Below are 24,208 nucleotides of genomic sequence, written 5' to 3'. Positions count from 1 at the left end.
GCGTCCCCGGAAAGAGTGGGCCCGGAAAGGGCGGGCCCCCGCACGGCGGCGCGCGACCTCGGGAGGGTGCGCGGCGTGCGGGGGCCGGAGGGTTCGGCGGACGCCGTCGGGGGCGGGGCCGGCGGGTCCCCCCAGACCCGCCGGCTGGTCACACCCACGGGCGCAGCGCCTGGGCGACGAGGCGGTGCGTGCGCGCCGCCTGCTCGAAGACGGCGAAGTGGCCGCCGTCGAACGGGTGCAGCGCGAACGGGGCGGCCGTCTGGTCGCGCCAGCGCGCCACCTTCTCCGGCGCGACCCGGGGGTCCGACGCGCTGGGCAGCGCCGAGATCGGCACGTCCAGCGGCGGCTCCTCCTGGTACACGTACGTCTCCTTGACGGTGAAGTCCGCCTGGACGGCCGGCAGGATCATCGCCAGCGCCTCCGGGTCGGACAGCAGCCACTCGGGAGTCCCGCCCAGCCGGCGCAGCAGGGCGACGACCTCGGGCCCGCTCATCCCGCGCACCGGCGGGCCGGGCTCGTAGGTGACGTGCGGGGCGTCGGCGCCGGACACGAACAGGTGCACCGGCTCCGGCCCGCCGCGCCGCCGGACCTCCCGGACGAGCTCGAAGGCCACCAGCCCGCCGAGGCTGTGCCCGTACAGGGCGTAGCGGCGGCCGGCGGCCGACAGCTCGACGTCGGCGAGCACCACGTCGGCCAGGTCGGAGACGAGCTCCGGCATGCTCAGGTACGGCGGCTCCTTGTGCCGCCCCTCCCGGCCGGGCGGCTGCACCGGCTGGACGGCGACGCCCGGGAGCTTGCGCTGCCACAGCCGGAACGCCGAGGCGGCGCCGCCGGCGTGGGGCAGGCAGTAGAGCGGCAGCGCCCCCGGTTCGGCCCCGGTGAGCGTCCGGAACGGCAGCCAGCGGACGAGCACGTCGTCGCTGGTCAGATCATGGACGGTCATGGTCGGTCCCTCATTCGGCGATCTCCAGCTTCACGTAGGCGGGAGGCGGCTGCACGGCGTCCAGGTCGGCCTCCAGCACCACCTGCGCGCCGTCCCGGCTCACCTCCCTGAACCCGGCGAAGGCGTACGTGATCTGCATCATGCGGTTGCGGCCGGTCTCCACGAAGTCGGCGCGGACGGCGACGCCCGCCTCGGCCGCCAGCCGCAGGATGTGGTTGAGCAGCACCATCCCCACGCCGCGTGACATGACCCGGCACGACATGAGCATCATGCACAGCCGCCAGCTCTTCTCCTCCTTCTCCACCAGGGCCAGCCCGATCTTTCCGTAGCTGCCGAACCTGTCGGTGAGCGAGGCGACGAGGAGCAGGTGGTCGGGTGACTCGCGCAGCGCGTCGAGCTCGTCGTAGGAGTAGGTGCGGCCGGTGGAGTTGAGCTGGTTGGTGCGGACGGTCAGCTCCTCGGCCCGCTGCAGGTCCTCCCGGCGGGCGGGCGCGATGGTGAACGTCATGCCGAGCCCGGCGAGGAACTCCTCGCTGGTGCCGACGAACTCCTGCTCCAGCTCGTCCCTGGCGATCTGGCCCTGGTACATGGCGCGCCGCTGGGCCGACTCGTCGGTGACGAACCGGGGCCTGAACTCGGGCCTGGCCAGCGCCTCCTCCAGGTCCAGGATGTCGACGCAGGTGACGTCGGGCACCTCGTGGGCGACCTCGGCGCGTTCGAACTCCTGGTCGTCGACGAAGGCGAACGCGTCCAGGCCGAGGTTGAGCGCCTTGGCGATGACCTTGATGGACTCCGACTTGGCGTTCCAGTTGATCTGCGGGTGCAGGAACATGTCCTCCAGCCCGAGCTCGCGCAGCTTGGCCATGGCCGTGTCGTGGTCGTTCTTGCTGGCGACGGAGTGCAGCACGCCCTTGCGGTCGAGCTCGTGGATGCGCTCGACCACGGCGGGGCGCACGGTGACGTCGCCGTCCTCCAGCAGGACGCCGTTCCACAGGGTGTTGTCGAGGTCCCACACGATGCACTTGATGCGGCCGCGGGCGGGCTTGGCGGGCAGCGCGCCTGGCCGCTCGGTGGTCACGGTCATCTGGTCGTCTCCCGTTCTGCCTGGCCGGCGATGGTGATGCGCTGGACCTCGTTGCTGCCTTCGATGATCTCCATGATCTTGGCGTCACGGTAGAAGCGCGCCACCGGGGAGCCGGGGGCGCAGCCGCTGGCGCCGTGGATCTGGACGGCCTCGGAGGCGTGCCTGGCCGCGGCGGTGGAGGCGAAGTACTTCGCCACCCAGGTGGCCATGATCGTGGCGGACTCGCCGGCGTCCTTGAGCCGGCCGGCCTCGGCGACGAGCAGCCGGGCCGCCCGCGCGTCGGTGACCATGTCGGAGAGCTTGGCCTGGATGAGCGGCAGCTCGGCCAGGGGCCGGCCGCCGACCTCGCGGCGGGCGGCGTAGTCGGCCGACGCCTCCAGGCACGCCTGGACGATGCCGAGCGACCCGGCGGCGACGCTGTAGCGGCCCAGGTCGAGGGTGCCGGTGAGGACCATGCCGGCGGTGAACCCGCTCGGGCCGAGCAGCGCGTCGGGGCCGAGGGCGACGCCGGCGAACGTGATCGTCGCCAGCATGGAGGCGCGGGTGCCGAGCATGTCGTCGATCGGCGTGACCGTCACGCCCGGCGTGTCCCTCGGCACCAGGAAGGCGCCGATGCTGGTGGCGGTGCGGGCGAAGACGAGGAACACGTCGGCCCGCTGGCCGCCGGTCGTCCACGTCTTCACCCCGTCGATCACCCAGCCGTCGCCCGTCTGGGTGGCGGTGGTGGTGATGCCGGCGGCGTCGCTGCCGGCGCCGGGCTCCGACAGGCAGAACGCGCCGAGCGCGTCCCCGGCGGCGAGCGGCGCCGACCAGCGCTCGCGCTGCGCGTCGGTGCCCCAGCGGCGCAGCGTCCACGACACCATCGTGTGCACGGTCAGCAGGCTGCGCAGCGACGAGCAGCCCCGGCCCACCTCCTCGTGCACCTCGCCGAGCGTGACCATGTCCATCGACAGCGGGTCCCACAGCCCGGCTTCGGCGGCCCGTCGCAGCAGGTCCTCGGGGACGCGCCCGCTGCTGTCGTAGGCGTCGGCGTACGGCACGACGTGGGTGTCCACGAACGCGCGGGCCGAGCTGCGGCCGGTGACGGGGGCGGCGCCCGCCGGAGCGGGCGCCGTGCTGGTGAGGGTCACGCGACGGCCAGGTCGGAGGTGAGCCGCGCCACCAGCGCGGACATGGCGTCGGCGGTGCGGAAGTTGTCGATGCGCAGCTCCTCGTTGGGGATGGTGACGCCGAACGTCTTCTCGACGAACATGACGAGCTCCATGGCGAACAGGGAGTTGACGAAGCCGAGCGCGAAGATGTCCTGCGACTCGTCGATCTCCGCCTGCGGGTAACGGCCGCGGATGAAGTCGAGGATCTGGGTCTTGCTGGACATGGGTGACTCCTTCAGCTCTGGGTGGTGTAGGTGTAGAAGCCGCGGCCTGACTTGCGTCCGTGCAGGCCGGCGTCGGTCATCTGCTTGAGCAGCGGGCAGGGACGGTACTTGCTGTCGGCGTAGTGCTCGTAGAGCACCTCGACGCTGTAGAGGATGGTGTCGACGCCGATCAGGTCGGCGGTCTCCAGCGGGCCCATCGGGTGGCCGAAGCAGCCGCGGAACACCTCGTCCACCGACTCGGCGTCGGCGACGCCCTCGTGCACCAGGTAGGCGGCCTCGTTGACGGTCAGCATGAGCACCCGGTTGGAGATGAAGCCGCACGAGTCCTTGACGTCGACGGCCTTCTTGCCCATCGCCGTCAGCAGGTCCCTGGTGCGCTGGATCGTCTCCGGCGAGGTGTGGAAGCCGGGGATCAGCTCCACGACGGGCTTGGCGGGCACCGGGTTCATGAAGTGCACGCCGATGACCTTGTCGGGGCGGCCGGTGACGGCCGCCATCTTGGTGATGGGGATGGCCGAGGTGTTGACGACGAAGACGGTGTCGGGCCCGCACTCGGCGTCGAGCGTCTCGTACACCTCCCGCTTGACGTCCCAGTTCTCCGTCACGTTCTCGATGACGAGGCTCGCCTTGGCGGCGCCGGCTGCGCCGACGGCGGTGGTGATCCTCGACAGGATCTCGTCGGGGTCCAGGGCGGGGCCGCCCATGAGGCGGCTCATCCGGGCGTTGCGGCCGATGGTGGCCAGCGCGTCCGCGAGGATGCGCTCGTCCTTGTCGACCAGGACGACCTCGTGGCCGGTCTGGGCGAGGTTCTGGGCCACGCCGACGCCCATCACGCCGGCGCCGATCACGCCGATCACGGTCATGTCCGCTCCTTCAGGTTGGGGTGTCACCGGCCGCGTCTGCGGGCGGCGGAGGCTTCGAGCCCGGATCTGCGCAGCTGCGCGCGGACCTGGCTGCCGCCTGGGTCGGCGGCCGCGGGCGCCGTGCCGGAGGCCAGGGCCTCGGCGGTGCCGGCGAGCGCGGCCACGGTGGGCGACTCGTAGAGGATGTGCGGCGGCAGCTCGGCCAGCTCGAACGCGCGGCGGACCGCCGCCACGATCGAGACGCCGAGCAGGGAGTTGCCGCCGAGTTCGAAGAAGTTGTCGTGCACGCCGACGCGTTCCAGCCGCAGCGACTCCGCCCAGATCGCGGCGATGGTCTCCTCGGCGTGGCCGGACGGCTCCTGGTAGGGGGTGAGCAGTTCGGGGCGGGGGTGCCGTTCGCCGCCGGTCCCGCCCAGGCCGGGCGAGGTCACCGCCTCCAGGGTGAAGCGGGCGCTGCCGGCGACGAGGGTGGGGAAGTCCTGGGTGGAGACGACGACGCGCGGCTCGCCGGTGGCCAGGGCGCGCCGCAGGGAGCGCCAGCCGTCGTCGAAGCCGATGCCGATCCTGGCCCGGTTGTCGCGGAAGAAGTCGCGCAGCGCCTCCTCGTAGCCGTCGAGCCCGGCCTCCCAGGCGTTCCACGTCCATTCGCCCCAGCCGATGGCGACGACGCGGCGGCCGGTGGCGGCCAGCCGGCAGGCGTAGGCGTCCAGGTAGGCGTTGGCGGCGCAGTAGTCGACCTGGCCGGGGCCGCCGCCGGTGGCGGAGGTGATGGAGGAGAACAGGGCGAGGAAGTCGAGCGGGATCTCGCCGGGTTCGCCGATGCGCAGCGCCTCGGCGACGGCGTGGACGCCGCCGACCTTGGGGGCGAGCACGTCGTCGAGCTCCTCGGGCCGCTTGAACTGCATGAGCCCCATCGCGGGGACCCCGGCGGCGTGCAGGACGCCGTGCAGCGCGCCGAACCGGTCGAGGGCGGCGTCGACGGCGCGGCGCACGTCGGCGGCGGAGGCGGCGTCGCCGGTGACGAGCTCGACCTCGGCGCCCGCCTCGATGAGGGCGGTGACCTCGGCGACGCGCCGCCTCGTGGTCTCCCCGGCGTGCCGCTCGCCCGAGAGGACGGCGGGCCATTCGGCGCGGGGCGGCAGGCCGGTCCTGGCGAGCAGGACGAGCTTGGCGGCGCGTTCGCGGGCCAGGTGACCGGCCAGGCCGAGGGCGATGCCGCCCAGGCCGCCGGTGATCAGGTAGACGCCGCCGTCGCGCAGCGGGTCGGGGGCGTCGGGCACGGGCATCGGGTCGTAACCGGGCAGCCAGCGGCGGCCCCGGCGCAGCGCCACGGTGCGGTCGCCGTGCGGGCGGGCCAGCTCGGCGGTGAGCGCGTCCAGGTCGGTCGCGGCCGGGTCGCCGGGCAGGTCGACGAGGCGGGTGGTCACGCCGGGGTACTCCAGCGGGATCACCAGGCAGGGTCCGGCCAGGGTGGCGCCGGACGGGTCGGCGACCTCCTCGCCGAGCACCTGCTGGGTGCCGGAGACGGCCACGTCGAGCGACCAGCCGCCGATGCCGGACTCGCCGGCGGCGCGGGCGAGCGCGACGAGCGTGTGCAGGCCGCGCGTGACGGTGAGCTCGTGCGGGCCCGGCTCCAGCGACCACAGGTGGACGACGCGCTCCAGCGGCCGGCCGGCGGCGCGCAGGTCGCGCAGCAGGGCGAGGAGGTCGTCGACGCTGCCGGGCCGGACCGTGTGGCCGTCCGGCGTCGCGGTGTAGGCGTCGCCGGGGCGGACCAGGGTGACGGTGGCGCCGGTGGCGGCCAGCCTGCGGGCGGCCTCGTCGGCCAGGCCGTCGCGGGTGAACACCAGCCAGGAGCCCGGCTGCGCGGCGGCGGGCGCGGGGGCCGCGGTCTGCCGCCACACGGGCAGGTAGAGCCACCGGTCCTCGGGCAGCTTGGGCAGCCCGGCGACGGCCTCGAACAGGTCCTCCGGCTCGGCGGCGACGGCCTTGGCGCGGGCGGGCGGGTCGATCCAGTGGCGCTGCCGCTGGAACGGGTAGGTGGGCAGCGGGATCCGGCCCGGCGCCCCGGCCGCGCCGCCGTCGCCGCCGTCGCGGCCGTGGTAGGCGTCCCAGTCGAGGGTGACGCCGCACAGCCACAGCCTGGCCAGGCAGCCGGCCAGCGTCTCGTCGCCGGGGGTGCCGTCGCTCGCGGCGGGCATGGTGTGGGTGATCAGCGGCCACCGCTCGGGCGGGCAGCCGGTCGCGCGGACCAGCGCGCCGAGCGACTGGCCCGGCCCGATCTCCACGACGGCCAGCTCCGGGTCGGCGAGCAGCCGTTCCGCGCCGTCGGCGAACCGCACCGTCGCGCACATGTGCCGCGCCCAGTAGCCGGGGTCGCACACCAGCGCGGCGTCCGCGACGTCGCCGGTCACGTTCGACACGTACGGCAGCGCGGGCGGGTTGAGCGTGACGTTGGCCTTGACCCACTGGGTGAGGTCGTGGGCGGCCGGTTCGAGCATGCGGGAGTGGAAGGCGTGGCTGGTCTCCAGGGGGCGGCACGGGATCTCGGCGGCGCGCAGCTCGGCGGCCAGGGCGGCGACGGGCTCGGCGGGGCCGGCGACGACGGTGACCTGGGGGCCGTTGACGGCGGCGACGTCCAGGCCGCGCTCCTCCAGCCGGAAGCGGCGGGCCAGCGCGGCGGCGGGCATCGAGACGGCGAGCATCGACCCGCCGGGCAGCTCGGCGATGAGCTTCGCCCGGTGGGCGACGAGCGCGACGGCGTCCTGGAGGGAGAGCACGCCCGACAGGCAGGCGGCGACGTACTCGCCGAGGCTGTAGCCGAGCATGATCTCCGGCTGGACGCCCCACGCCATGAGGGTGCGCGCCAGCGCGTACTCCACGGCGAACAGGGCGGGCTGGGCGAGCTCGGTGCGCGCGAGCGTCGCCGCCCGCGTCCCGTCCGGCCCGCCGCCGGAGGCGGTCTCCCGGCCGAGGAGGGCGGCCAGGCCGGGGGCGGCGGCGCGGTCGCCGGTGAGCAGGTCCGCGACGCCGGTCACGTCCATGACGCCGGCCAGCGCCGCCAGGCAGTCGTCGAGCGCCTGGCGGAAGGCGGGCTCGTGGCGGTGCAGGTCGGCGGCCAGGCCCGGGTACTGCTCGCCGACGCCCGCCAGCAGGAAGGCGACCCGGCGGCCCTGCGCGGTGTCGGTGCGGGAGAGCAGGCCCGCGCCGCCGTCCAGCGCGGCCGCCGCGCCGGCCGCGTCGGCGGCCACCAGCGCGCGCCGGTGCTCGAACGTCTTCCGCCCGGCCTGCAGCGTGTACGCGGCGTCGGCCAGCCGGACGCCCGGCTCGGCCGCCAGGTGGCGGCCCAGCCTGCGGCACGCCTCGTCGGCCGCCGCGGCGGCGCGGGCCGACACCGGCAGCACCTGGTAGCGGCGGCCCTGCGGCTCGGCGTCGCGGGAGACGGCCGGGGGCTCCTCGATCACCATGTGGACGTTGGTGCCGCCCATGCCGAGCGAGTTCAGCCCGGCGATGCGCGGGCGGCCGTCACGGGTCCGCCACGGCGACAGCTCGGTGTTGACGTAGAACGGGCCCGACTCGAAGTCGATCTCCGGGTTGGGGCTGGTGTAGTGCAGGCTGGCCGGGATCACGCCGTCGCGGATCGCGAACGCGGTCTTGATCAGCCCGCTCGCCCCGGCCGCCCGGTCCAGGTGGCCGACGTTCGTCTTGACCGACCCGATCGCGCAGTAGCGGCGCTCGCTGGTCGGGCCGAAGGCGCGGGCGAGCGCGGCCACCTCGATCGGGTCGCCCAGCTCGGTGGCGGTGCCGTGCGCCTCGACGTAGCTGATGTCCTCGCCGGTGACGCCGGCGTCGGCCATCGCGTCGGCGATCACCCGCGACTGGCCGACGACGCTGGGCGCGGTGTAGCCGACCTTGAGCGCGCCGTCGTTGTTCATCGCCGTGCCGCGGATCACCGCCCAGACGTGGTCGCCGTCGCGCAGCGCGTCCGGCAGCCGCTTGAGCAGGACGGCGGCGGCGCCGTCGCCGAACATGCTGCCCTTGGCCCGCGCGTCGAACGTGCGCACGTGCCCGTCGGGCGACTCCTGCCCGCCCGGCCCGTACAGGTGGCCGACGCGGTCCGGCACCCGGATGGAGACGCCGCCCGCCAGCGCGAGCTCGCACTCGCCGTTGCGCAGCGACTGCACCGCCAGGTGCGCGGCGACCAGCGACGTGGAGCAGAACGTCTGCACGGCGACGCTCGGCCCGTGCAGGTCGAGCAGGTACGACACGGTCGTGGGCAGCGCGTCCTTGTCGTTGCCCATGATCACTTCGAAGTCGCTGAAGCCCGCCTTGCCGCCCTCGCCGAGCAGGTGGTCGGTCATCCTCAGCAGGTAGGTGCTGATGTTGGCGCCGCCGAAGACGCCCACCCGGCCCCGCCGCTCCGGCGCGGCGTAACCGGCCTGCTCCAGCGCCTCCCAGCACACCTCCAGGAACGCCCGCTGCTGCGGGTCGGTGATGGCGGCCATGCGCGGGCTCATGCCGAAGAACGCCGCGTCGAAGCCGCCGACGTCGTCCAGCACCGGCCGCGCCGGCACGTACGCCGGGTCGCGCACCTGCTCGGGGTCGGCCCCGGCGGCCAGCAGCTCGTCCTCGGAGAAGAACGTGATCGACTCGACGCCCTCGCGCAGGTTCCGCCAGAACGCGTCCACGTCCGGCGCGCCGGGGAAACGGCCCGCCATCCCGACGATCGCGATCCGCCGGTCCTCGTCCTCGGTGACGCGCTCCACCCGCGCGGCCCGTACGGGCTCGGCCTGCGGCGCGGCGGTGGAACGGCGCTCGTCGAGCACGGCGGCCAGCGTGGCGACCGTGGGCGCCTCGAACAGGGTCACCGTCGGCACCGCGATCCCGTGCCGCTTCTTCACCAGCGCCAGCATCTGCAGCGCCACCAGGGAGTTGCCGCCGAGGTCGAAGAAGTTGTCCCGGGTGCCGACGGGCTCCACGCCCAGCACCTCCGACCAGAGCGCCGCCAGATCCCGCTCGGCCTGCGTGATCGGGGCCGTGTACGGCTGGGGCAGCTCGGGGCGGGGGAAGCGGTCGCCGCTCCCGGCCGCCTCCGGGCCCGGCGCGCTCATGGCACGCGGGAGCCGGTCGTCGAGGCCGCCCGCGGCGACCACGACGTGCGGGGCGGCGCCGGCCCGGACCCGGTCGAAGGCCGCCAGGGCCTCCTCCGCCGTCATCGAGTGCGCCGCCATCGCCGCGCCCAGGCCGCCCTCGATGCGGTCGAGCGTCACCGCCCAGGTGTCCCAGCTCGCGGCCGTCCACCGGGTGGCGCCGCCGTGGTGGCGGTGGGCGATCGCCGTCAGCGCCGCGTTCGCGGCGGCGTAGCTGCCGAACGTGATGCCGCCCAGCAGCGACGACGTGGAGGCGAACAGCACGCAGAAGTCCGGCGTCAGCTCCGTGCCCGCCAGCGCCTCGGCCAGCGCCAGCGCGCCGCCGACCTTGGCGTCGAAGTGCCGGGCCACCGCGTCCGCGTCCAGCTCGCGCAGCGGGCGGAACGTGTCGGGCGTGGTCACGGCGGCGGCGTGCACGACGCCGTCCAGCCGGTCCAGCCCGGCCAGCAGCGCGCGCACGGCGGCCGGGTCGGTGACGTCCACGCGGGGAGTGCTCACCTCGACGCCCAGCTCCCGCAGCGCGTCGACCGCGTGCCGTCGCGGGTGGGCCGGGTCGTCCGGGACGCCGCCCCGGCTGGCCAGGACCAGCCGGCCCGCCCCGGCGCGGGCCAGGTGGCCGGCCAGCAGCAGGCCCACGTCCCCGAGCCCGCCCGTCACCAGGTACGTCCCTCCCCGCCGCACCGGGGCCCCGTCCGCCGGGGTGGTGTCGTGGGGGGTGGCGTCGTCGGGGGTGTAGGCGCGGGTCAGGCGGGTGCCGTGGCGGTAGGCGACGAAGACGTCGCCGGACGGGGTGCGGAGCTCCGCCTCCAGCGCCTCGGCCACCTCGGCGGCGTCCGCGTCCCCGGCCACGTCCACGGTGGCGCAGTCGAGGTTCAGGTACTCCTGGTTGGCGACCATCGGCAGGGTCGCGGCGGCGGCCATCCCCGGGTCGGGGCGCTCCCCCGCGGCCACGGCCTGCCCGCCGCGCGTCACGACGATCACCCGCGCCGCCGTCTCGGCGGTCGCCTCCCCCCAGGCCGCCAGCATCGCCGCCACGGGCAGCACCGCCCCCCGCCCATCCCGCCCGATGGCAGCGGCCCCCTCGGAGAGAGCACGCCCGTCGAGGGTTGCGGGCTCGTCGGTGGTGGAGGGGCCTGTAGAGGTGGGGTGGTGGGCGTTGCCGCCGTCGGGGCCGGTGCCGTCGCGGCCGTCGCCGCCGTCCGGGCCGACCTCGCCGTCCTGTCCGTCGCGGTCGTCGCCGCCGTCCGGGCCGGCGCCGCCGTCGGGGCCGGGGGTTCCGGCCGGGCCAGTGTGGGGTGCGGCCCCGTCCGGGAGGCTGGGTCCGCTTGTCAGGACCGCTTCGCCGTACGAGACGGTCCCGCCGTACGGGGCGGTCTGGCCGTACGAGGTGGTCTCCCCGTACGGGGTGGCGGGGCCGGTCGGTGGGGTGAGGAGGCGGAGGTCGAGGATCGTGAGGCCGTCCGTCGTGAGGCGGGAGGCGAGGGTGGCGGGGTCGGCGGGGTCGAACGTGCAGCCGTCGGGGGTCTCGGTGAAGGCGTCGCCGGGGACTGCGGTGACGACGTCGGCGCCGGTGGCGCGCAGGGTCCGGGCCAGGGTGTCGCCGGCGCCGCCGGGGCCGCCGGGGCCGCCGGTGATGAGGACGTAGCGGGTGGCCTGGAGCTCGGACGACGCGGGCGGGGCGGGGGTCCAGCGGGGGGACAGCAGGGACACGTGCCCGGCCCGGGGCGCGGCGTCCGCCGGGAGCTCGGCGGCGGGCGAGGCGGCGGCGGGGAGGGTGGGGGTGGCGGGGGGGTTCACCCAGAAGCGCTCGCGCTGGAACGGGTAGGTGGGCAGCCCGACCTTGGCGACGGGCCGGTCCTGCCGGTAGCCGGCCCAGTCGACGGGGACGCCCGCGAGCCAGAGCCGCCCGGCGGCCTCGGCGAGCACGGCGCGGGCGGGGCGCGGGTCGGCGGCGCCGGGCAGGGTGGCGACGACGAGCGGCCAGCGGTCCGGCGGGCAGTCGGCGTGGCCGCGCGCCATGGCGCCCAGCGACTGGCCGGGCCCGATCTCCAGGAGCGCGGGTTCGCCGTCGTGCCGCAGGAGGGTGCGCAGCATGTCGTGGAAGCGGACGGGCTCGCACATGTGGCGGGCCCAGTAGGCGGGATCGGTGACCTGGGCGGCCGTGGCGATCTCTCCGGTGACGTTGGACACGTACGGGATCTGGGGCGGGTGGAGGGTGACGTGGGCGGCGATCCACGCGGTGAGGCGGTCCCGGAGGGGTTCCATCATCGCGGAGTGGAAGGCGTGGGTGGTGGCGAGCGGCCGGCACGGCACCGCGTCGGCCTCCAGGAGCGCGCGGGCGGCGGCGACGGCCTGCGGTTCGCCGGACAGGACGGTGAGCTCGGGGCCGTTGACGGCACCGACGCCGACGCCGGTGATGCCGGCGCGGCGGATGCGGTCCAGGACGTCGGCGGCGGCCAGCGGCACGGCGGCCATGGCGCCTTCGGGGAGCTCGCCGATGAGGCGGGCGCGGTGGGTGACGAGGGCGACGGCGTCGTCGAGGGTGAGCACGCCGGCCAGGCAGGCGGCGACGTACTCGCCGAGGCTGTAGCCGGCCAGGATCGCCGGCTCGACGCCCCACGACCGGACGAGCGTGGCGAGCGCGTACTCGACGGCGAACAGGGCGGGCTGGAGCGTCTCGGTGGGGGTGGCGGCGGGCTCGGCGGTGCGGCCGAGCAGGGCGCCGAGCCCGCCGCCGGAGCCGGGGCCGGGGCGGGGGGCGAGCAGGTCGGTGAGCGGGTCGGCGCCGTCCATGAGGCGGCGCAGCCGGGTGCGGCACTCGTCGAGGGCCTCGCGGAAGACGGGCTCGGTCGCGTACAGGTCGGCGGCCATGCCCGGGTACTGCTCCCCGGCGCCCGCGATGAGGAAGGCGGCGGGCCGGTCGGCGCGGGTCTCGGCGCGGCCGAGCGCGGCGCCGCCCGCCAGCGCCTCGGCGGCCTCGGCCGGGGAGGCGGCGACGAGCATCCTGCGGTGGCCGAACTGCTGCCGTCCGGCCTGGAGGGTGTGGGCCACGTCGGCGAGCCGGAGCTCCTGCCCGTCGGCCGCGAGGTGGGCGGCGAGCCGGGCGGTCATCTCGTCGGCCGCGGCGGCGGTGCGGGCGGACCAGATCAGCGGTTCGGGGCGCGGCTCCTCCTCGGTCCTGGGGACGAGCGGCGCCTCCTCCAGCACCACGTGCGCGTTGGTCCCGCCGATGCCGAACGCGCTCACCCCGGCGCGGCGGATGCGGCCCGCCTCGCGCGGCCAGCCGCGCAGCCGGGTGACGACGTCGAGGCGGGCCTCGCCGGTGCCGAGCTGCGGGTTCGGCTCCGACAGGTGGAGCGTGGGCGGGATCTCGTCGTGCCGCAGGGCGAGCGCCGCCTTGATCAGGTTGGTGACGCCGGCGGCCCGGTCGAGGTGGCCGACGTTCGGCTTGACGGAGCCGATCAGCAGCGACCGGCCGCCGTACACCTGCTGGAGGGCGGCCAGCTCGGCGGCGTCGCCGAGGGCGGTGCCGGTGCCGTGTGCCTCGATGTAGTCGATGTCGCCGGGTTCGAGGTCGGCGGCGGCCAGCGCCTCGGCCATGACGGCGGCCTGCCCCTGGACGCCGGGGGCGGTGAAGCCGACCTTGCGCCCGCCGTCGTTGTTGACGGCCCAGCCCCGGATGACGGCGTAGATCTGGTCGCCGTCGGCGAGCGCGTCCTCCAGCCGCCGCAGGGCGACGACGCCGACGCCGCTGCCGAGCGGGCTGCCGAGTCCGCGCGCGTCGAAGGCGCGGCACAGGCCGTCGGGCGGCGCGATGCCGCCCTGCTGGTAGAGGTAGCCGACGCGGTGGGGCACGTTGACGGCGACGCCGCCGGCGAGCGCCAGGTCGCTCTCGAACCCGGCCAGGCTGGAGGCGGCGGCGCACACGGCGACGAGCGAGGTGGAGCAGTAGCTCTGCACGCCGTAGCTGGGGCCGGTCAGGCCGAGCGTGTGCGCGACGCGGGTGGTGAGGGAGTCCTTGTCGTTGGCCAGGCCGACGGCCAGGTCGCCCATGACGGCGGTGATGCCGCTGGGCAGCAGGTTGTTCTGCATGTAGGAGCTGTGGGCGCAGCCGCCGAACACGCCGATGGCGCCGTCGAACCGCGTGGGGTCGCAGCCGGCGTCCTCCAGCGCGGCCCAGCTGTGCTCCAGGAACAGCCGGTGCTGCGGGTCGAGGATCTGCGCCTCCTTGGGGCTGATGCCGAAGAACGCCGCGTCGAACTCCTCGACGCCGTCGATGACGGGCGCCGCCTTCACGTACGCGGGGTCGTCCAGGAGGTCGGCGGGGACGCCGGCGGCGCGCAGCTCGTCGTCGGTGAAGCGGGTGATGCCCGAGTCCCCCGCGCGGATGGCGGACCAGAGTTCGGCGACGCCGGGAGCGCCGGGGAACCGGCCGGACATGCCGACGATCGCGATGTCGGTGCCGGCTCCTTCGATGTCGTCGATCACGTCTTGGGTCCTCATTTCCGGTTGCTGGAACGGGCCCGGCGCCGCCGCTGCCCCCGTGCGGAACTGGTGGAGAGCGCCTCCTGGGCGCCCTGGTCGCCGCCGCCGTCCAGTGCGGCCGTGAACGCGGCCACGGTGGGGTGCTCGAACAGCACCGCGGGCGCGATGGGGCGGCCGAGGTCCTTCTCGATGGCGAGCACCATGGCCATGCCGGTCAGGGAGTTGCCGCCGAGGTCGAAGAACGGGTCGTGCACGCCGACGCCGTCGATGCCGAGGTAGGCGCCCCACAGGTCGGCCATCCTGGCCTCGGCCTCGGTCCTGGGCGGCGCGTAGTCGGTGCGGAGCCGGGGGCGGGGGAAGCGCTCGCCCTGGGGGGCGGCCGTGGCGAGCAGGCCGTCCAGGTCGAGCATGCTGGTCCACGACGCGAGCACGTCGCGCAGCGGCTGCCTGACGGCCATGACGCTGCCGTGGCCGCCGGCCACGATCCGGTCGAGGAGCGCGCATCCGGCGTCGTCGGCGAACCCGTAGCGGGCGCGGTAGTCGGCGACGCGTTCGGCCAGGCCGCCGCTGCCCTTGAGGTTCTCCGACTGCCACACGTCGTGCTGCCAGGGCCCCCAGGCGACGGAGACGACACGGGTGGCGGGCGCGGCGGCGTCCAGGGCCTGGCCGTAGGCGTCGAGCACGGTGTTGGCGGCGCAGTAGTCGCCCTCGCCTATGCCGCCGAACGCGGTGACGGCCGAGGAGTAGAGGACGAGCAGCTCGGGCCGTTCCTCCTCGGGGGTGCCGGGGCCGGTCAGCTCGGCGAGCGGGCCCATCGCGTACACCTTGGGGGCGAGCACGCGGGCCGCCTCGGCGGTGGTGCGGCGTTGCAGCAGCCCGCCGGCGGGCAGGCCGGCGGCGTGGATGACGCCGTGCAGGCGGCCGAACCGTTCGCGCGCCCGCCGCAGGGCGGCGCGCAGCTCGTCCGGCACGCCCGCGTCGGCGGTGAGGAGCAGCACCTCGGCGCCCGCCGCCGTCAGGGCGGCGACGTCGGCGTCGCCGTCGGGCAGCGGGGTGCGGGCCAGCAGCGCCAGGCGGCGGACGCCGGCGCGTACGAGGTGCCGGGCCAGGGCCAGGCCGAGGCCGCGGGTGCCGCCGGTGATGAGGTAGGCGCCGTCCGCCCGCCACACCGGCGTCCCCTCCGCGCCGGGCCGGTCGGGGATCGGGGCCCAGCCGCGTGTCCAGCGGCGGCCCCGGCGCCAGCCGGTGAGCGGGTCGGCCGACTCGGGCGTGTCGCCCGCGCCGGGCTCGGTGAGCAGCTCGGCGGCGAGCTGCCGCGCGGTCCCCGCGGGCGGCTGCGGCTCGCCGGGGTCGAGGTCGACGCCGCTCCACGTGAGGTTCGGGTACTCGTGGCGGACGGCCCGGCCGAGCCCGTGGGCGAGCGCCTGGTGGGGGGCGGTGGCGTCGCCGCCGAGGATGTCGGCCGCGCCCCGGGTGACGGTGAGGAGGCGGGCGGGCCGCTCCCCCAGTGCCTGTACGGCCAGCATCAGGCTGTCGAAGCCGTGCCCGACGGCGGCGCGCAGGTCGTCGTCGCCCGTGGCGGCGGGGGTGGCGAGGCTCCACAGGTGCGCCACGTGCACGGGCCCGTCGCCGTGCCCCGCGAAGACCTCCGCGTACTGGGCGGGGTCCGACGGGTCGATGGTGAGGCGGCGGCCGTCGCGGTGCGGCCCGGTCCCGGGCACGACCTCGACGACGCGGACGCCGGACGCGGCGGCCAGGTCGGCGAGCGCGCCGCCGACGCCGCCGGGGTCGGCGAACACCACCAGCGGGCCGGGCAGCGCGAGCCCGGCGGGCGGGGCGGCGGCGGCCGGGTCGCGCCGCCACAGCGGGGCGAAGAGGTGGTCGGCCGGTCCGGCGGCCGGGGCGGGCTCGGCGGCGACGGGCTGCGCCGTCGTCTCCGGCCAGAACCGGGTGCGCTGGAAGGGGTACGTGGGCAGGTCGGCGACGTGCCCGCCGCCCGGCCTGGCCGCGTCCCAGTTCACCGGGGCGCCCAGCTCCCACAGGGTGGCGCAGGTGGTGATGAGGTCGCCGTGGGGCTCGGGGCTCGCGTTCCAGTGGGGGGCGAGCGTGCCGAGGACGGCGGTCCGGCCGCCCGTCAGGTTCTGCCGTACGAGGCCGCCGAGCGTCTGTCCCGCGCCGAGCTCGACGAACGCCGACACGTCCTCCTCCAGGCAGTGCCGTACGCCGTCGGCGAAGCGGACGGTGCTGACGAGCTGGTCGGCCCAGTACGAGGTGCTCGTGGCCTCCTCGGCGGTCAGCGGGCGGCCGGTGAGGTTGGAGACGATCGTGATGTCCGGCGGGCGGCGCGTCACCGTGTCGAGCACCGCGGCGAGCTTCTCGCGGGCCGGCTGCAGCAGCGTGGAGTGGAACGCGTGCGCCGACCGGAGCGGGCGGCAGGCCAGGCCGGTCGCGGCCAGCGCGGCCGTCGCGGCCTCGATCTCGGCCGGCAGGCCGCTCAGCACCGTCATGGCGGGGCCGTTGCGGGCGGCGACGTCCACCTCCGCGCCCGTCCCGGCCAGCACCTCCAGGACGCGGTCCTGCGGGGCCGCCACCGCCACCATGCGGCCGGCGGGCACCGCGCTGATCAGATGGGCGCGCTCCACGACCACGTGCAGGGCGTCCTCCAGGGTGAACACCCCGGCCAGGCAGGCGGCCACGTACTCGCCGAGGCTGTAGCCGACCAGCAGATCCGGGGTGACGCCCCAGTGGCGCAGGAGCCTGGCGAGCGCGTACTCGACGGTGAACAGGAACGGGTGCGCGATCGCCGCCTGGTCGAGCGGGTCGTGGGCGCCGCGCGTCTCCCCCGACCGGCCGAGCAGGGCGGCCAGGTCGCCGTTCGCGGAGGCCGTGGTCGCGCCCTCCGGGAAGAACTGGGGGCGCAGGTCCACGCCGGAGCGGCGGCGTACGAGGTCGACGCACTGGTCCACGGCCTCGGCGTACACGGGCTCGGCGGCGTACAGGTCCCTGCCGAGGCCCGCGTACTGGTCGCCGACGCCCGGCAGCAGGAACGCCAGGCGGGGGCGGCGCTTGACCCGGTGGCCGTCGCCCGGCGCCCTCAGCCGCGCCACGGCGTCGGCGGCGTCGTCGCAGACGAGGGCGCGGCGGTGGTCCAGCTCCGCGCGGCCGGTCTGGAGCGTGTGCGCCACGTCCGCAAGCCCGGTCCCGGGGCGCGCCTCCAGCCAGGTGGCCAGCCGTTCGGCCTGCTCCCGCAAGGCCGGCCCGCTCGCCGCCGACAGCGGCAGCACGTACGGCGCCCCACCCCGTCCGCCCACGGCGGCCTCCCCCTCGCCGAGATGGCCCCCTTCGAGGTGGGTGGCCCCTCCAAGGGGGGCGGCCCTTCCGAGGGGCGTGGCCCCTACGAGGGAGGCGGCCCCTCCCCCGGCGGCGGGCACCGGCCCTCCGGCCGAGGCGGCGCCCTCACCGGAGCGGGTGCTCGCTCCGGTGGGGGCGGGGGTTGCGGGGTGGGTGGGTCCTGCGGTGGGCGCCGCTGCTCCGGCGTGCGCGAGGGTGGTCGCTTCTGGCTGAAGGGAAGGGTGCGGAGGGGCAGCCTGGAGGATCAGGTGGGCGTTGGTGCCGGAGAGGCCGAAGGAGCTGACGCCGGCGAGGCGGGGGGCGTCGTCGCGGCGGGGCAGCGGCACGGGTGCGGTGACCGGTTGGACGGTGCCGTCGGCGGGGATGGCGGCGGCCGGGGTGGTGAGGTTGAGGCTGGGCGGGATGAGCTCGTTCTCCAGGATGAGCACCGTCTTGATGAGCCCGGCGACGCCGGCGGCGGCCTGGGTGTGCCCGATGTTGGTCTTGACGGCGCCGACGCGGAGGGGCCGGTCGGCGCTCCGGCCGCCGAAGACGTCGTGGAGGGCGGACAGCTCGATGGCGTCGCCGAGGTGGGTGCCGGAGCCGTGCGCCTCGACGTAGTCGATCTCGCCGGGGGTGACGCGGGCGGCGGCGAGGGCGCGGGTGATCACGTCGGCCTGGGCCTTGCGGCTGGGCGCGGTGAGCCCGTTGCTGCGCCCGTCCTGGTTGACGGCGGAGCCGCGCAGGACGGCGCGGATGCGGCGGCCGTTGGCGAGGGCCTTGGAGAGGGGTTCGAGGACGACGAGGCCGCCGCCTTCGCCCATGACGTAGCCGTCGGCGGACTCGTCGAAGGTCTTGCACCGGCCGTCGGCGCACATCATGAGCCCGGCGCACGCCTGGATGTAGAGGGTGGGGTGCAGCGAGAGGGAGGCTCCGGCGGCGAGGGCCAGGTCGCACTCGCCGCGGCGCAGGGCCTGGGCGGCGAGGTGGACGGCGATGAGCGAGGAGGAGCAGGCGGTGTCGACGGTGAGGGTGGGCCCGATCAGGTCGAGCTGGTAGGCGATGCGCCCGGCGGCGACGCTGGGGATGGCGCCCTGGCCGAGGTACGGGTCGGACAGGGCGTCGCGGCCCTGGCGTTCCATCTGGAGCCGCCCGTACTGGAGGGTGTCCATGAAGCCGACCATGACGCCGGTGCGGCTGCCGCGCATGCGGGTGGGTGACAGTCCGGCGCTCTCCAGTCCTTCCCAGGCGAGTTCGAGGAGGATGCGCTGCTGGGGGTCCATGCGGAGGGCTTCGCGGGGTGACAGGCCGAAGAACTCGGCGTCCCAGCCGGCGACGTCGTCGAGGAAGGTGCCGTAGCGGGTGTAGATGCCGCCGGGGGCGCGGGGGTCGGGGTCGTAGTAGTCGTCGATGTCCCAGCGGGCGGACGGCACCTCGCGGACCGCGTGCCGGCCGTCGCGCAGCAGGTCCCAGTAGCCGTCGACGGTGCCGGCGCCGCCGGGGTAGCGGCAGGCCATGCCGATGACGGCGATGGGCTCGTCGTGGCGCTCCTCCACCTCGGCGAGCCTGCGGCGGGTCTGGGCCAGTTCGACGGTTGCGCGTTTGAGGTAGGCGCGGAGCTTGTCCTCGGTCCCCATCGGTCGAGCCTTTCCGGTCGCGGTCATGTCGTCACAGTTCGTTGTCGATGAGGGCGAAGATCTCCTCGTCGGAAGCGGAGTCGATCTTGTCCATCACGCCGCCCGCGTCCGCGGGGGCGGCGCCGAGCTTGGTGAGCGCGCCCTGCAGGATCGGTACGAGCCGGCCTCGGATGGCGTCTCCTTCGCCGTTGGCGTTGAGCAGCAGGTCGTCGATCTGCTCCAGCGCCTTGCGCAGGGTGTCCTCGGGTGAGGGCGGCGCGGGGGCGAGGACGCCGGCCAGGTAGGCGGCCAGCGCGTTGACGGTGGGGTGGTCGAAGACGAGCGTGGGCGGCAGGCGCAGGCCGGTGTCGGCGTTGAGCCGGTTGCGCAGTTCGACGGCGGTGAGGGAGTCGAAGCCGAGCTGGTTGAAGGGGCGGTCGAGTTCGACGCTGTCGGGGCTGCCGTGCGCGAGGACGGCGGCGACCTGGGCGCGTACGGTGTCGACGAGCAGGCGGTGGGCGTCCTGGCGGGGCAGGGTGGCGAGGCGGGCGGCGAGGGCGCCGGGTCCGGCTCCGGCGGGGGCCCCGGCGGTGCGGCGGGGGGCGCGGACGAGGCCGTGGAGCATGGGCGGCAGGTCGCCGGTCTCGGCTCGGGCGCGCAGTCCGGCGGTGTCCCAGCGGGCGGCGACGACGAGCGGGTCGGGGCTGGTGAGCGCGGTGTCGAACAGGTCGAGGCCCTGCTCGACGGTGAGCGGGGCGATGCCGGCGCGGGCGAGCCTGGCGACGTCCGTCTGGGTGAGGGCGCCGGTCATGCCGGATTCGGTGTCCCACAGGCCCCAGGCGATGGACACGCCGGTGAGGCCGTGTTCGCGCCGGTGGGCGGCGAGGGCGTCGAGGAAGGCGTTCGCCGCGGCGTAGTTGCCCTGGCCGGGGTTGCCGAGGACGCCCGCGAGGGAGGAGAACAGGACGAAGAACGCCAGGTCGCGGTCCTGGGTGAGCTCGTGCAGGTGCCAGGCGGCGTCGGCCTTGGGGCGCAGCACGGTGTCGATCCGGCCGGGGGTCAGGCTCTCGACGAGGCCGTCGTCGAGGACTCCGGCGGTGTGGACGACCCCGGCCAGCGGGACGTCCGCGAGCAGGGCGGCCAGGGCGTCGCGGTCGGCGACGTCGCAGGCCGCGACGGTGACGCGGGCGCCCAGGTCTTGCAGGTCCGCCACCAGCTCACCGGCGCCGGGGGCGGCCTCGCCGCGCCGCGACACCAGCAGCAGGTCTCGTACGCCGTGGCCTGTCACAAGGCGGCGGGCCACGAGGGCGCCCAGGCCGCCGGTGCCGCCGGTCACCAGCACGGTTCCGGAAATTTCGGGTAATGGGTGGGGGTCGGGCTTGCGGCGGGCCAGGCGCGGGATGAGGGCCTTGCCGTCCACGACGCGGACCTGGGGCTCGCCGGTGGCGGTGACGAGGGCCCAGTCGGTGTGGCCTTCCTGGGCCTCGGCCAGCACGAACCGGCCGGGCTGCTCCGACTGCGCCGAGCGCACCAGCCCCCACACGGCGGCTGCCGCCGGGTCGCCGGGCCGGGTGGCGAAGACGACGGTGGCGTCGTCGGGCTGCGCGGCGACGGCGTCGAGGACGCGCGTGGTCAGCTCGCGCACGCGGGACGGCACGTCAGGCCGGTCGCTGACGCACGAGATCACCACGGGGTCGGCGGCTCCGGCCGCGGCGGCGGGGGCCTCGACCCAGTCCACGCCGTGCGCGGCCGTGCCGGTGGCGGCGCGGCGGGGCGCGGCGGCGCGGACCCGCAGGCTGCCGATCGACAGGACGGGCGCGCCGTCGGGACCGGCCGCCTCGACGTGCGTGTCGTCGCCGTCGACGGCGAGGCGTACGCGCAGCTCGGGGGCCTGGGAGGCGTGCAGGGCGACGCCGCCGAACGCGAACGGCAGCCGCAGCTCGTCGTCGCCGCCGGCCAGCACGAGCGGGTGCAGCGCGGCGTCGAGCAGGGCGGGGTGGATGCCGAACCCCTCGGGGTCGACGCCGTCGGGCAGGGCGACCTCGGCGAACAGCTCGTCGCCGCGCCGCCACACCGCGCGCAACCCCTGGAACGCCGGACCGTACTCGTAACCGCGCTCGGCCAGCCGCTCGTAGCCGCCCTCGACCTCGACCGGCTCGGCTCCCTCCGGGGGCCAGGTCCCGGCCCACGGGTACGCGGCCACGTGCGGGGCGTCGGGGGTGAGGGTGCCGGAGGCGTGCCGCTGCCAGCCGTCGGGGGTGCGGGAGTGGACGGCGACGGCGCGGCGTCCTTCGTCGCCGGGCGGGTCGACGGTGACCTGGAGGGTGACGGCGCCGCTGTCGGGGATCGGCAGCGGGGCCTCGATGACGAGCTCGTCCAGGCGGCCGCACCCGGCGTGGGCGCCGGCTTCGAGCGCGAGCTCGGCGAACGCGGCGCCGGGCAGCAGCGCGCCGCCTTCCACGGCGTGGTCGGCGAGCCAGGGCGCGCCCCGCGCCGACAGCGGGCCGGACAGCACGTACGCGTCGCCCGCGACGGGGACGACGGCGGCGAGCAGCGGGTGCCGGGAGCCGTCGATGCCCGCGCCGGTGGGGCGGGCGGGCGCCTCGTGGTCGCCGAGCCAGTAGCGGCGCCGTTCGAAGGCGTAGGTGGGCGGCTCGGCGGCCGGGTAGGGGGCGGCGGCCAGGGCGGTGAGCCAGTCGACCGGCGCGCCGAGCACCCAGGCGTGGGCGAGCGCGGCCAGCATGCGCGGCCAGTCGCCCGCGCCGCGCCGCAGGGAGGCGCAGACTCCGGCGGTGATGCCGGCGGCGTGCCGGCTGTCGTCGGCGTCGGCACCGAGCACCGGGTGCGGGCTGCACTCGACGAACAGCGGCGTGCCGGTCCCGGCGAAGGCCCGGACCGCCTCGTCGAACAGCACCGGGTTGCGCAGGTTGTCGTACCAGTAGCCGGAGGTGAGCCGGTCCGGCTCGACGAAGCGCCCGTCGAGGGAGGAGCAGAAGGCGACGCCGGTGTCCTGCGGCCGTACGCCGTCGAGGGCGGCGGCGAGCTCGTCGGCGATGGGCTCGACGAGCGGGGTGTGGGAGGCGTAGTCGACGGCGATGCGGCGCGTCCGGACGGCGTCGCCGCAGGCGGCGGCGAACTCGTCCAGGGCGGTGTCCTCGCCGGCGACGACGCAGGAGGCGGGGCCGCTGTGCACGGCCACCCAGAGGCGGCCCGCCCACGGCTCGATCCGCGTCTGAGTGTCGGCGGCGGGCAGGGCGACGGCCATCATGCCGCCGGTGCCGCTGAGCCGCAGCAGGGCGCGGGAGCGCAGGGCGACGACGCGGGCGGCGTCCTCCAGGGTGAGCGCCCCGGCGACGCAGGCGGCGGCGATCTCGCCCTGGGAGTGGCCGAGGACGGCGGTGGGCTGGACGCCGAGCGAGCGCCACAGCTCGGCGAGCGAGACCATGACGGCGAACAGGACGGGCTGGATGACGTCCGTGCCGTCGAGCGCGGGGGCGCCGCCGGTGCCGCGCAGCACGTCGACGACGGACCAGCCGGTGTGCGGGCGCAGTGCCTCGTCGCAGCTCAGCAGCCGGTCACGGAAGACGTCGCTCGTGTCGAGGAGGTCGACGGCCATGCCCGCCCACTGGGAGCCCTGGCCGGGGAAGACGAACACGGGCCGGGGGGCGGGCAGCGCCTCGCCGAGGACGGCGGCGGCGTGCGGGGCGCCGGTGGCGAGGGCGTCGAGCGCGTCGAGCAGTTCGGCGCGGCCGTCGGCGACGACGGCGGCGCGGTGCGCGAACGCGGCGCGGCGGGCCAGGGCGCGGCCGGTGGCGCGCAGGTCGGCGTCGGTGGCGGTGGCGGCGTAGCGGCGCAGGCGGGCGGCCTGGGCGCGCAGCGCGGTCTCGGTCTTGGCGGACACGGTCCAGACGAGCGGCTCGCCGGTCGTGGCGGGCGCGCCGGCGGGGGCGGGGACGGCTTCGAGGATGACGTGGGCGTTGGTCCCGCTGACGCCGAAGCTGGACACGCCGGTGCGGGCCGGGCGGTCGGCGGGCAGCGCGACCTCCTCGGTGGCCACGCGGACGCCGCCGGACTCCCAGTCGACGTGCGCGGTGGGCTCGGTGACGTGCAGGGTGCGCGGCAGCACGCCGTGGCGCATGGCCTGCACCATCTTGATCACTCCGGCCACCCCGGCGGCGGCCTGGGTGTGGCCGATGTTGGACTTGACCGAGCCGACCCACACGGGCCGGTCGTCGGCGCGGCCCCGGCCGTAGGTGGCCAGCAGCGCCCCGGCCTCGATCGGGTCACCCAGGCGGGTGCCGGTGCCGTGCGCCTCGACGGCGTCGACGTCGCGGGTGTCCAGCAGGGCGTCGGCGAGGGCCTGGCCGATCACGCGTTCCTGGGCGGGGCCGCTGGGCGCGGTCAGGCCGTTGCTTGCCCCGTCCTGGTTGACCGCCGAACCCCGGATCACCGCGAGCACGCGCCGCCCGTTGCGGATCGCCGACGACAGCCGCTCCAGCACCAGCACGCCCACGCCCTCGGACCACGCCGCCCCGTCAGCGGAGGCCGAGAACGACTTGCACCGCCCGTCCGCCGACAGCGCCCGCTGCCGCGAGAACTCGATGAACGGCACCGGTGACGCCATCACCGTCACGCCGCCGGCCAGGGCGAGCGCGCACTCCCCGCGCCGCAGCGACTGCACGGCCAGGTGCAGGGCGACGAGCGAGGAGGAGCAGGCGGTGTCGACGGTCAGGCTGGGGCCTTCCAGCCCGAGCGTGTACGAGACGCGCCCCGACAGCACGCTGGAGGCGCTGGAGGTGAACAGGGTGCCCTCGACCGAGCCGGGGGCCAGCTCCAGGAACCGGGTGGAGTAGTGCTCGTACATGCATCCGGCGTAGACGCCGGTGCGGCTGCCGCGCAGCGTGCCCGGGTCGATCCCGGCCCGCTCCAGCGCCTCCCAGCACGACTCCAGGAACAGCCGGTGCTGCGGGTCCGTCGCCAGCGCGCTGCGCGGGCTCATGCCGAAGAACCCCGCGTCGAACTCCCCGGCGTCGTGGACGAAGCCGCCGTGCCTGACGTACGACTTGCCCGCGGCCTCGGGGTCGGGATCGTAGAGGCCGTCCAGGTCCCAGCCCCGGTCGGCGGGGAACTCGGTGATGGCGTCGCCCCCGGACGCCACCAGGTCCCACAGCTCCTCGGGGCTCGTCACCCCGCCGGGGTAGCGGCAGGCCATGCCGACGATCGCCACCGGCTCGTGCCGGCGGCCCTCCTCGTCGGCGAGTTGCCTGCGGGTGTCCGCCAGTTCGACGGTAGCGCGCTTGAGGTAGGCGCGGAGCTTGTCCTCGGTGCCCATCGGTCTGGCCCTTCCGGTCTCGGTCATGGC

The 24,208-nt window shown here is 76.0% G+C and carries 8 protein-coding genes; all 8 read right to left on the bottom strand.

What is annotated here, in order from left to right:
• Positions 1 to 148 precede the first annotated feature (148 nt).
• The 8 genes from AB0J53_RS10380 to AB0J53_RS10345 are packed head-to-tail and all read right to left on the bottom strand — an operon-like array spanning position 149 to position 24,205.
• On the bottom strand, positions 149 to 943 hold the full coding sequence (locus AB0J53_RS10380; protein WP_219507378.1) for a thioesterase domain-containing protein: 795 nt from the start codon (positions 941 to 943) through the stop codon (positions 149 to 151).
• A gap of 10 nt (positions 944 to 953) precedes the next feature.
• Complete coding sequence (locus AB0J53_RS10375; RefSeq protein WP_219507379.1) at positions 954 to 2,027, bottom strand: HAD family hydrolase; 1,074 nt, start codon at positions 2,025 to 2,027, stop codon at positions 954 to 956.
• On the bottom strand, positions 2,024 to 3,157 hold the full coding sequence (locus tag AB0J53_RS10370) for an acyl-CoA dehydrogenase family protein (protein ID WP_364170773.1): 1,134 nt from the start codon (positions 3,155 to 3,157) through the stop codon (positions 2,024 to 2,026). The genes AB0J53_RS10375 and AB0J53_RS10370 overlap by 4 nt, the downstream gene beginning before the upstream one ends.
• Positions 3,154 to 3,402 (bottom strand): acyl carrier protein, encoded by a 249-nt coding sequence (locus tag AB0J53_RS10365; protein ID WP_219507381.1) that lies wholly within the window; start codon positions 3,400 to 3,402, stop codon positions 3,154 to 3,156. Before AB0J53_RS10365 ends, AB0J53_RS10370 begins: the two co-directional genes overlap by 4 nt.
• 11 nt (positions 3,403 to 3,413) lie before the next feature.
• The gene (locus tag AB0J53_RS10360; protein ID WP_219507382.1) at positions 3,414 to 4,265 is read right to left on the bottom strand and encodes an FAD-dependent oxidoreductase; all 852 of its coding nucleotides are present in this window, start codon (positions 4,263 to 4,265) and stop codon (positions 3,414 to 3,416) included.
• A gap of 23 nt (positions 4,266 to 4,288) precedes the next feature.
• Positions 4,289 to 13,918: an SDR family oxidoreductase gene (locus AB0J53_RS10355; RefSeq protein ID WP_364170770.1), complete on the bottom strand. Its 9,630-nt coding sequence runs from the start codon at positions 13,916 to 13,918 to the stop codon at positions 4,289 to 4,291.
• Positions 13,915 to 18,867: an SDR family NAD(P)-dependent oxidoreductase gene (locus tag AB0J53_RS10350; RefSeq protein WP_364170768.1), complete on the bottom strand. Its 4,953-nt coding sequence runs from the start codon at positions 18,865 to 18,867 to the stop codon at positions 13,915 to 13,917. Before AB0J53_RS10350 ends, AB0J53_RS10355 begins: the two co-directional genes overlap by 4 nt.
• 31 nt (positions 18,868 to 18,898) lie before the next feature.
• Positions 18,899 to 24,205 carry a type I polyketide synthase gene (locus AB0J53_RS10345; protein ID WP_364170766.1) on the bottom strand — a complete coding sequence of 1,769 codons (5,307 nt, stop codon included), beginning with the start codon at positions 24,203 to 24,205 and terminating at the stop codon, positions 18,899 to 18,901.
• Between the last annotated feature and the right edge of the window lie 3 nt (positions 24,206 to 24,208).

The organism is Nonomuraea sp. NPDC049725, from assembly GCF_040674795.1.
Classification (GTDB): domain Bacteria; phylum Actinomycetota; class Actinomycetes; order Streptosporangiales; family Streptosporangiaceae; genus Nonomuraea; species Nonomuraea ceibae.
This window is presented reverse-complemented; position numbering and strand designations above follow the sequence as displayed.

Excerpts from the sequence above, each read along its gene's own strand:
- AB0J53_RS10360 (WP_219507382.1), bottom strand. The coding sequence starts at position 4,265 with ATGACCGTGATCGGCGTGATCGGCGCCGGCGTGATGGGCGTCGGCGTG.
- AB0J53_RS10380 (WP_219507378.1), bottom strand. The coding sequence starts at position 943 with ATGACCGTCCATGATCTGACCAGCGACGACGTGCTCGTCCGCTGGCTG.
- AB0J53_RS10355 (WP_364170770.1), bottom strand. The coding sequence starts at position 13,918 with ATGAGGACCCAAGACGTGATCGACGACATCGAAGGAGCCGGCACCGAC.
- AB0J53_RS10365 (WP_219507381.1), bottom strand. The coding sequence starts at position 3,402 with ATGTCCAGCAAGACCCAGATCCTCGACTTCATCCGCGGCCGTTACCCG.
- AB0J53_RS10350 (WP_364170768.1), bottom strand. The coding sequence starts at position 18,867 with ATGGGGACCGAGGACAAGCTCCGCGCCTACCTCAAACGCGCAACCGTC.
- AB0J53_RS10375 (WP_219507379.1), bottom strand. The coding sequence starts at position 2,027 with ATGACCGTGACCACCGAGCGGCCAGGCGCGCTGCCCGCCAAGCCCGCC.
- AB0J53_RS10345 (WP_364170766.1), bottom strand. The coding sequence starts at position 24,205 with ATGACCGAGACCGGAAGGGCCAGACCGATGGGCACCGAGGACAAGCTC.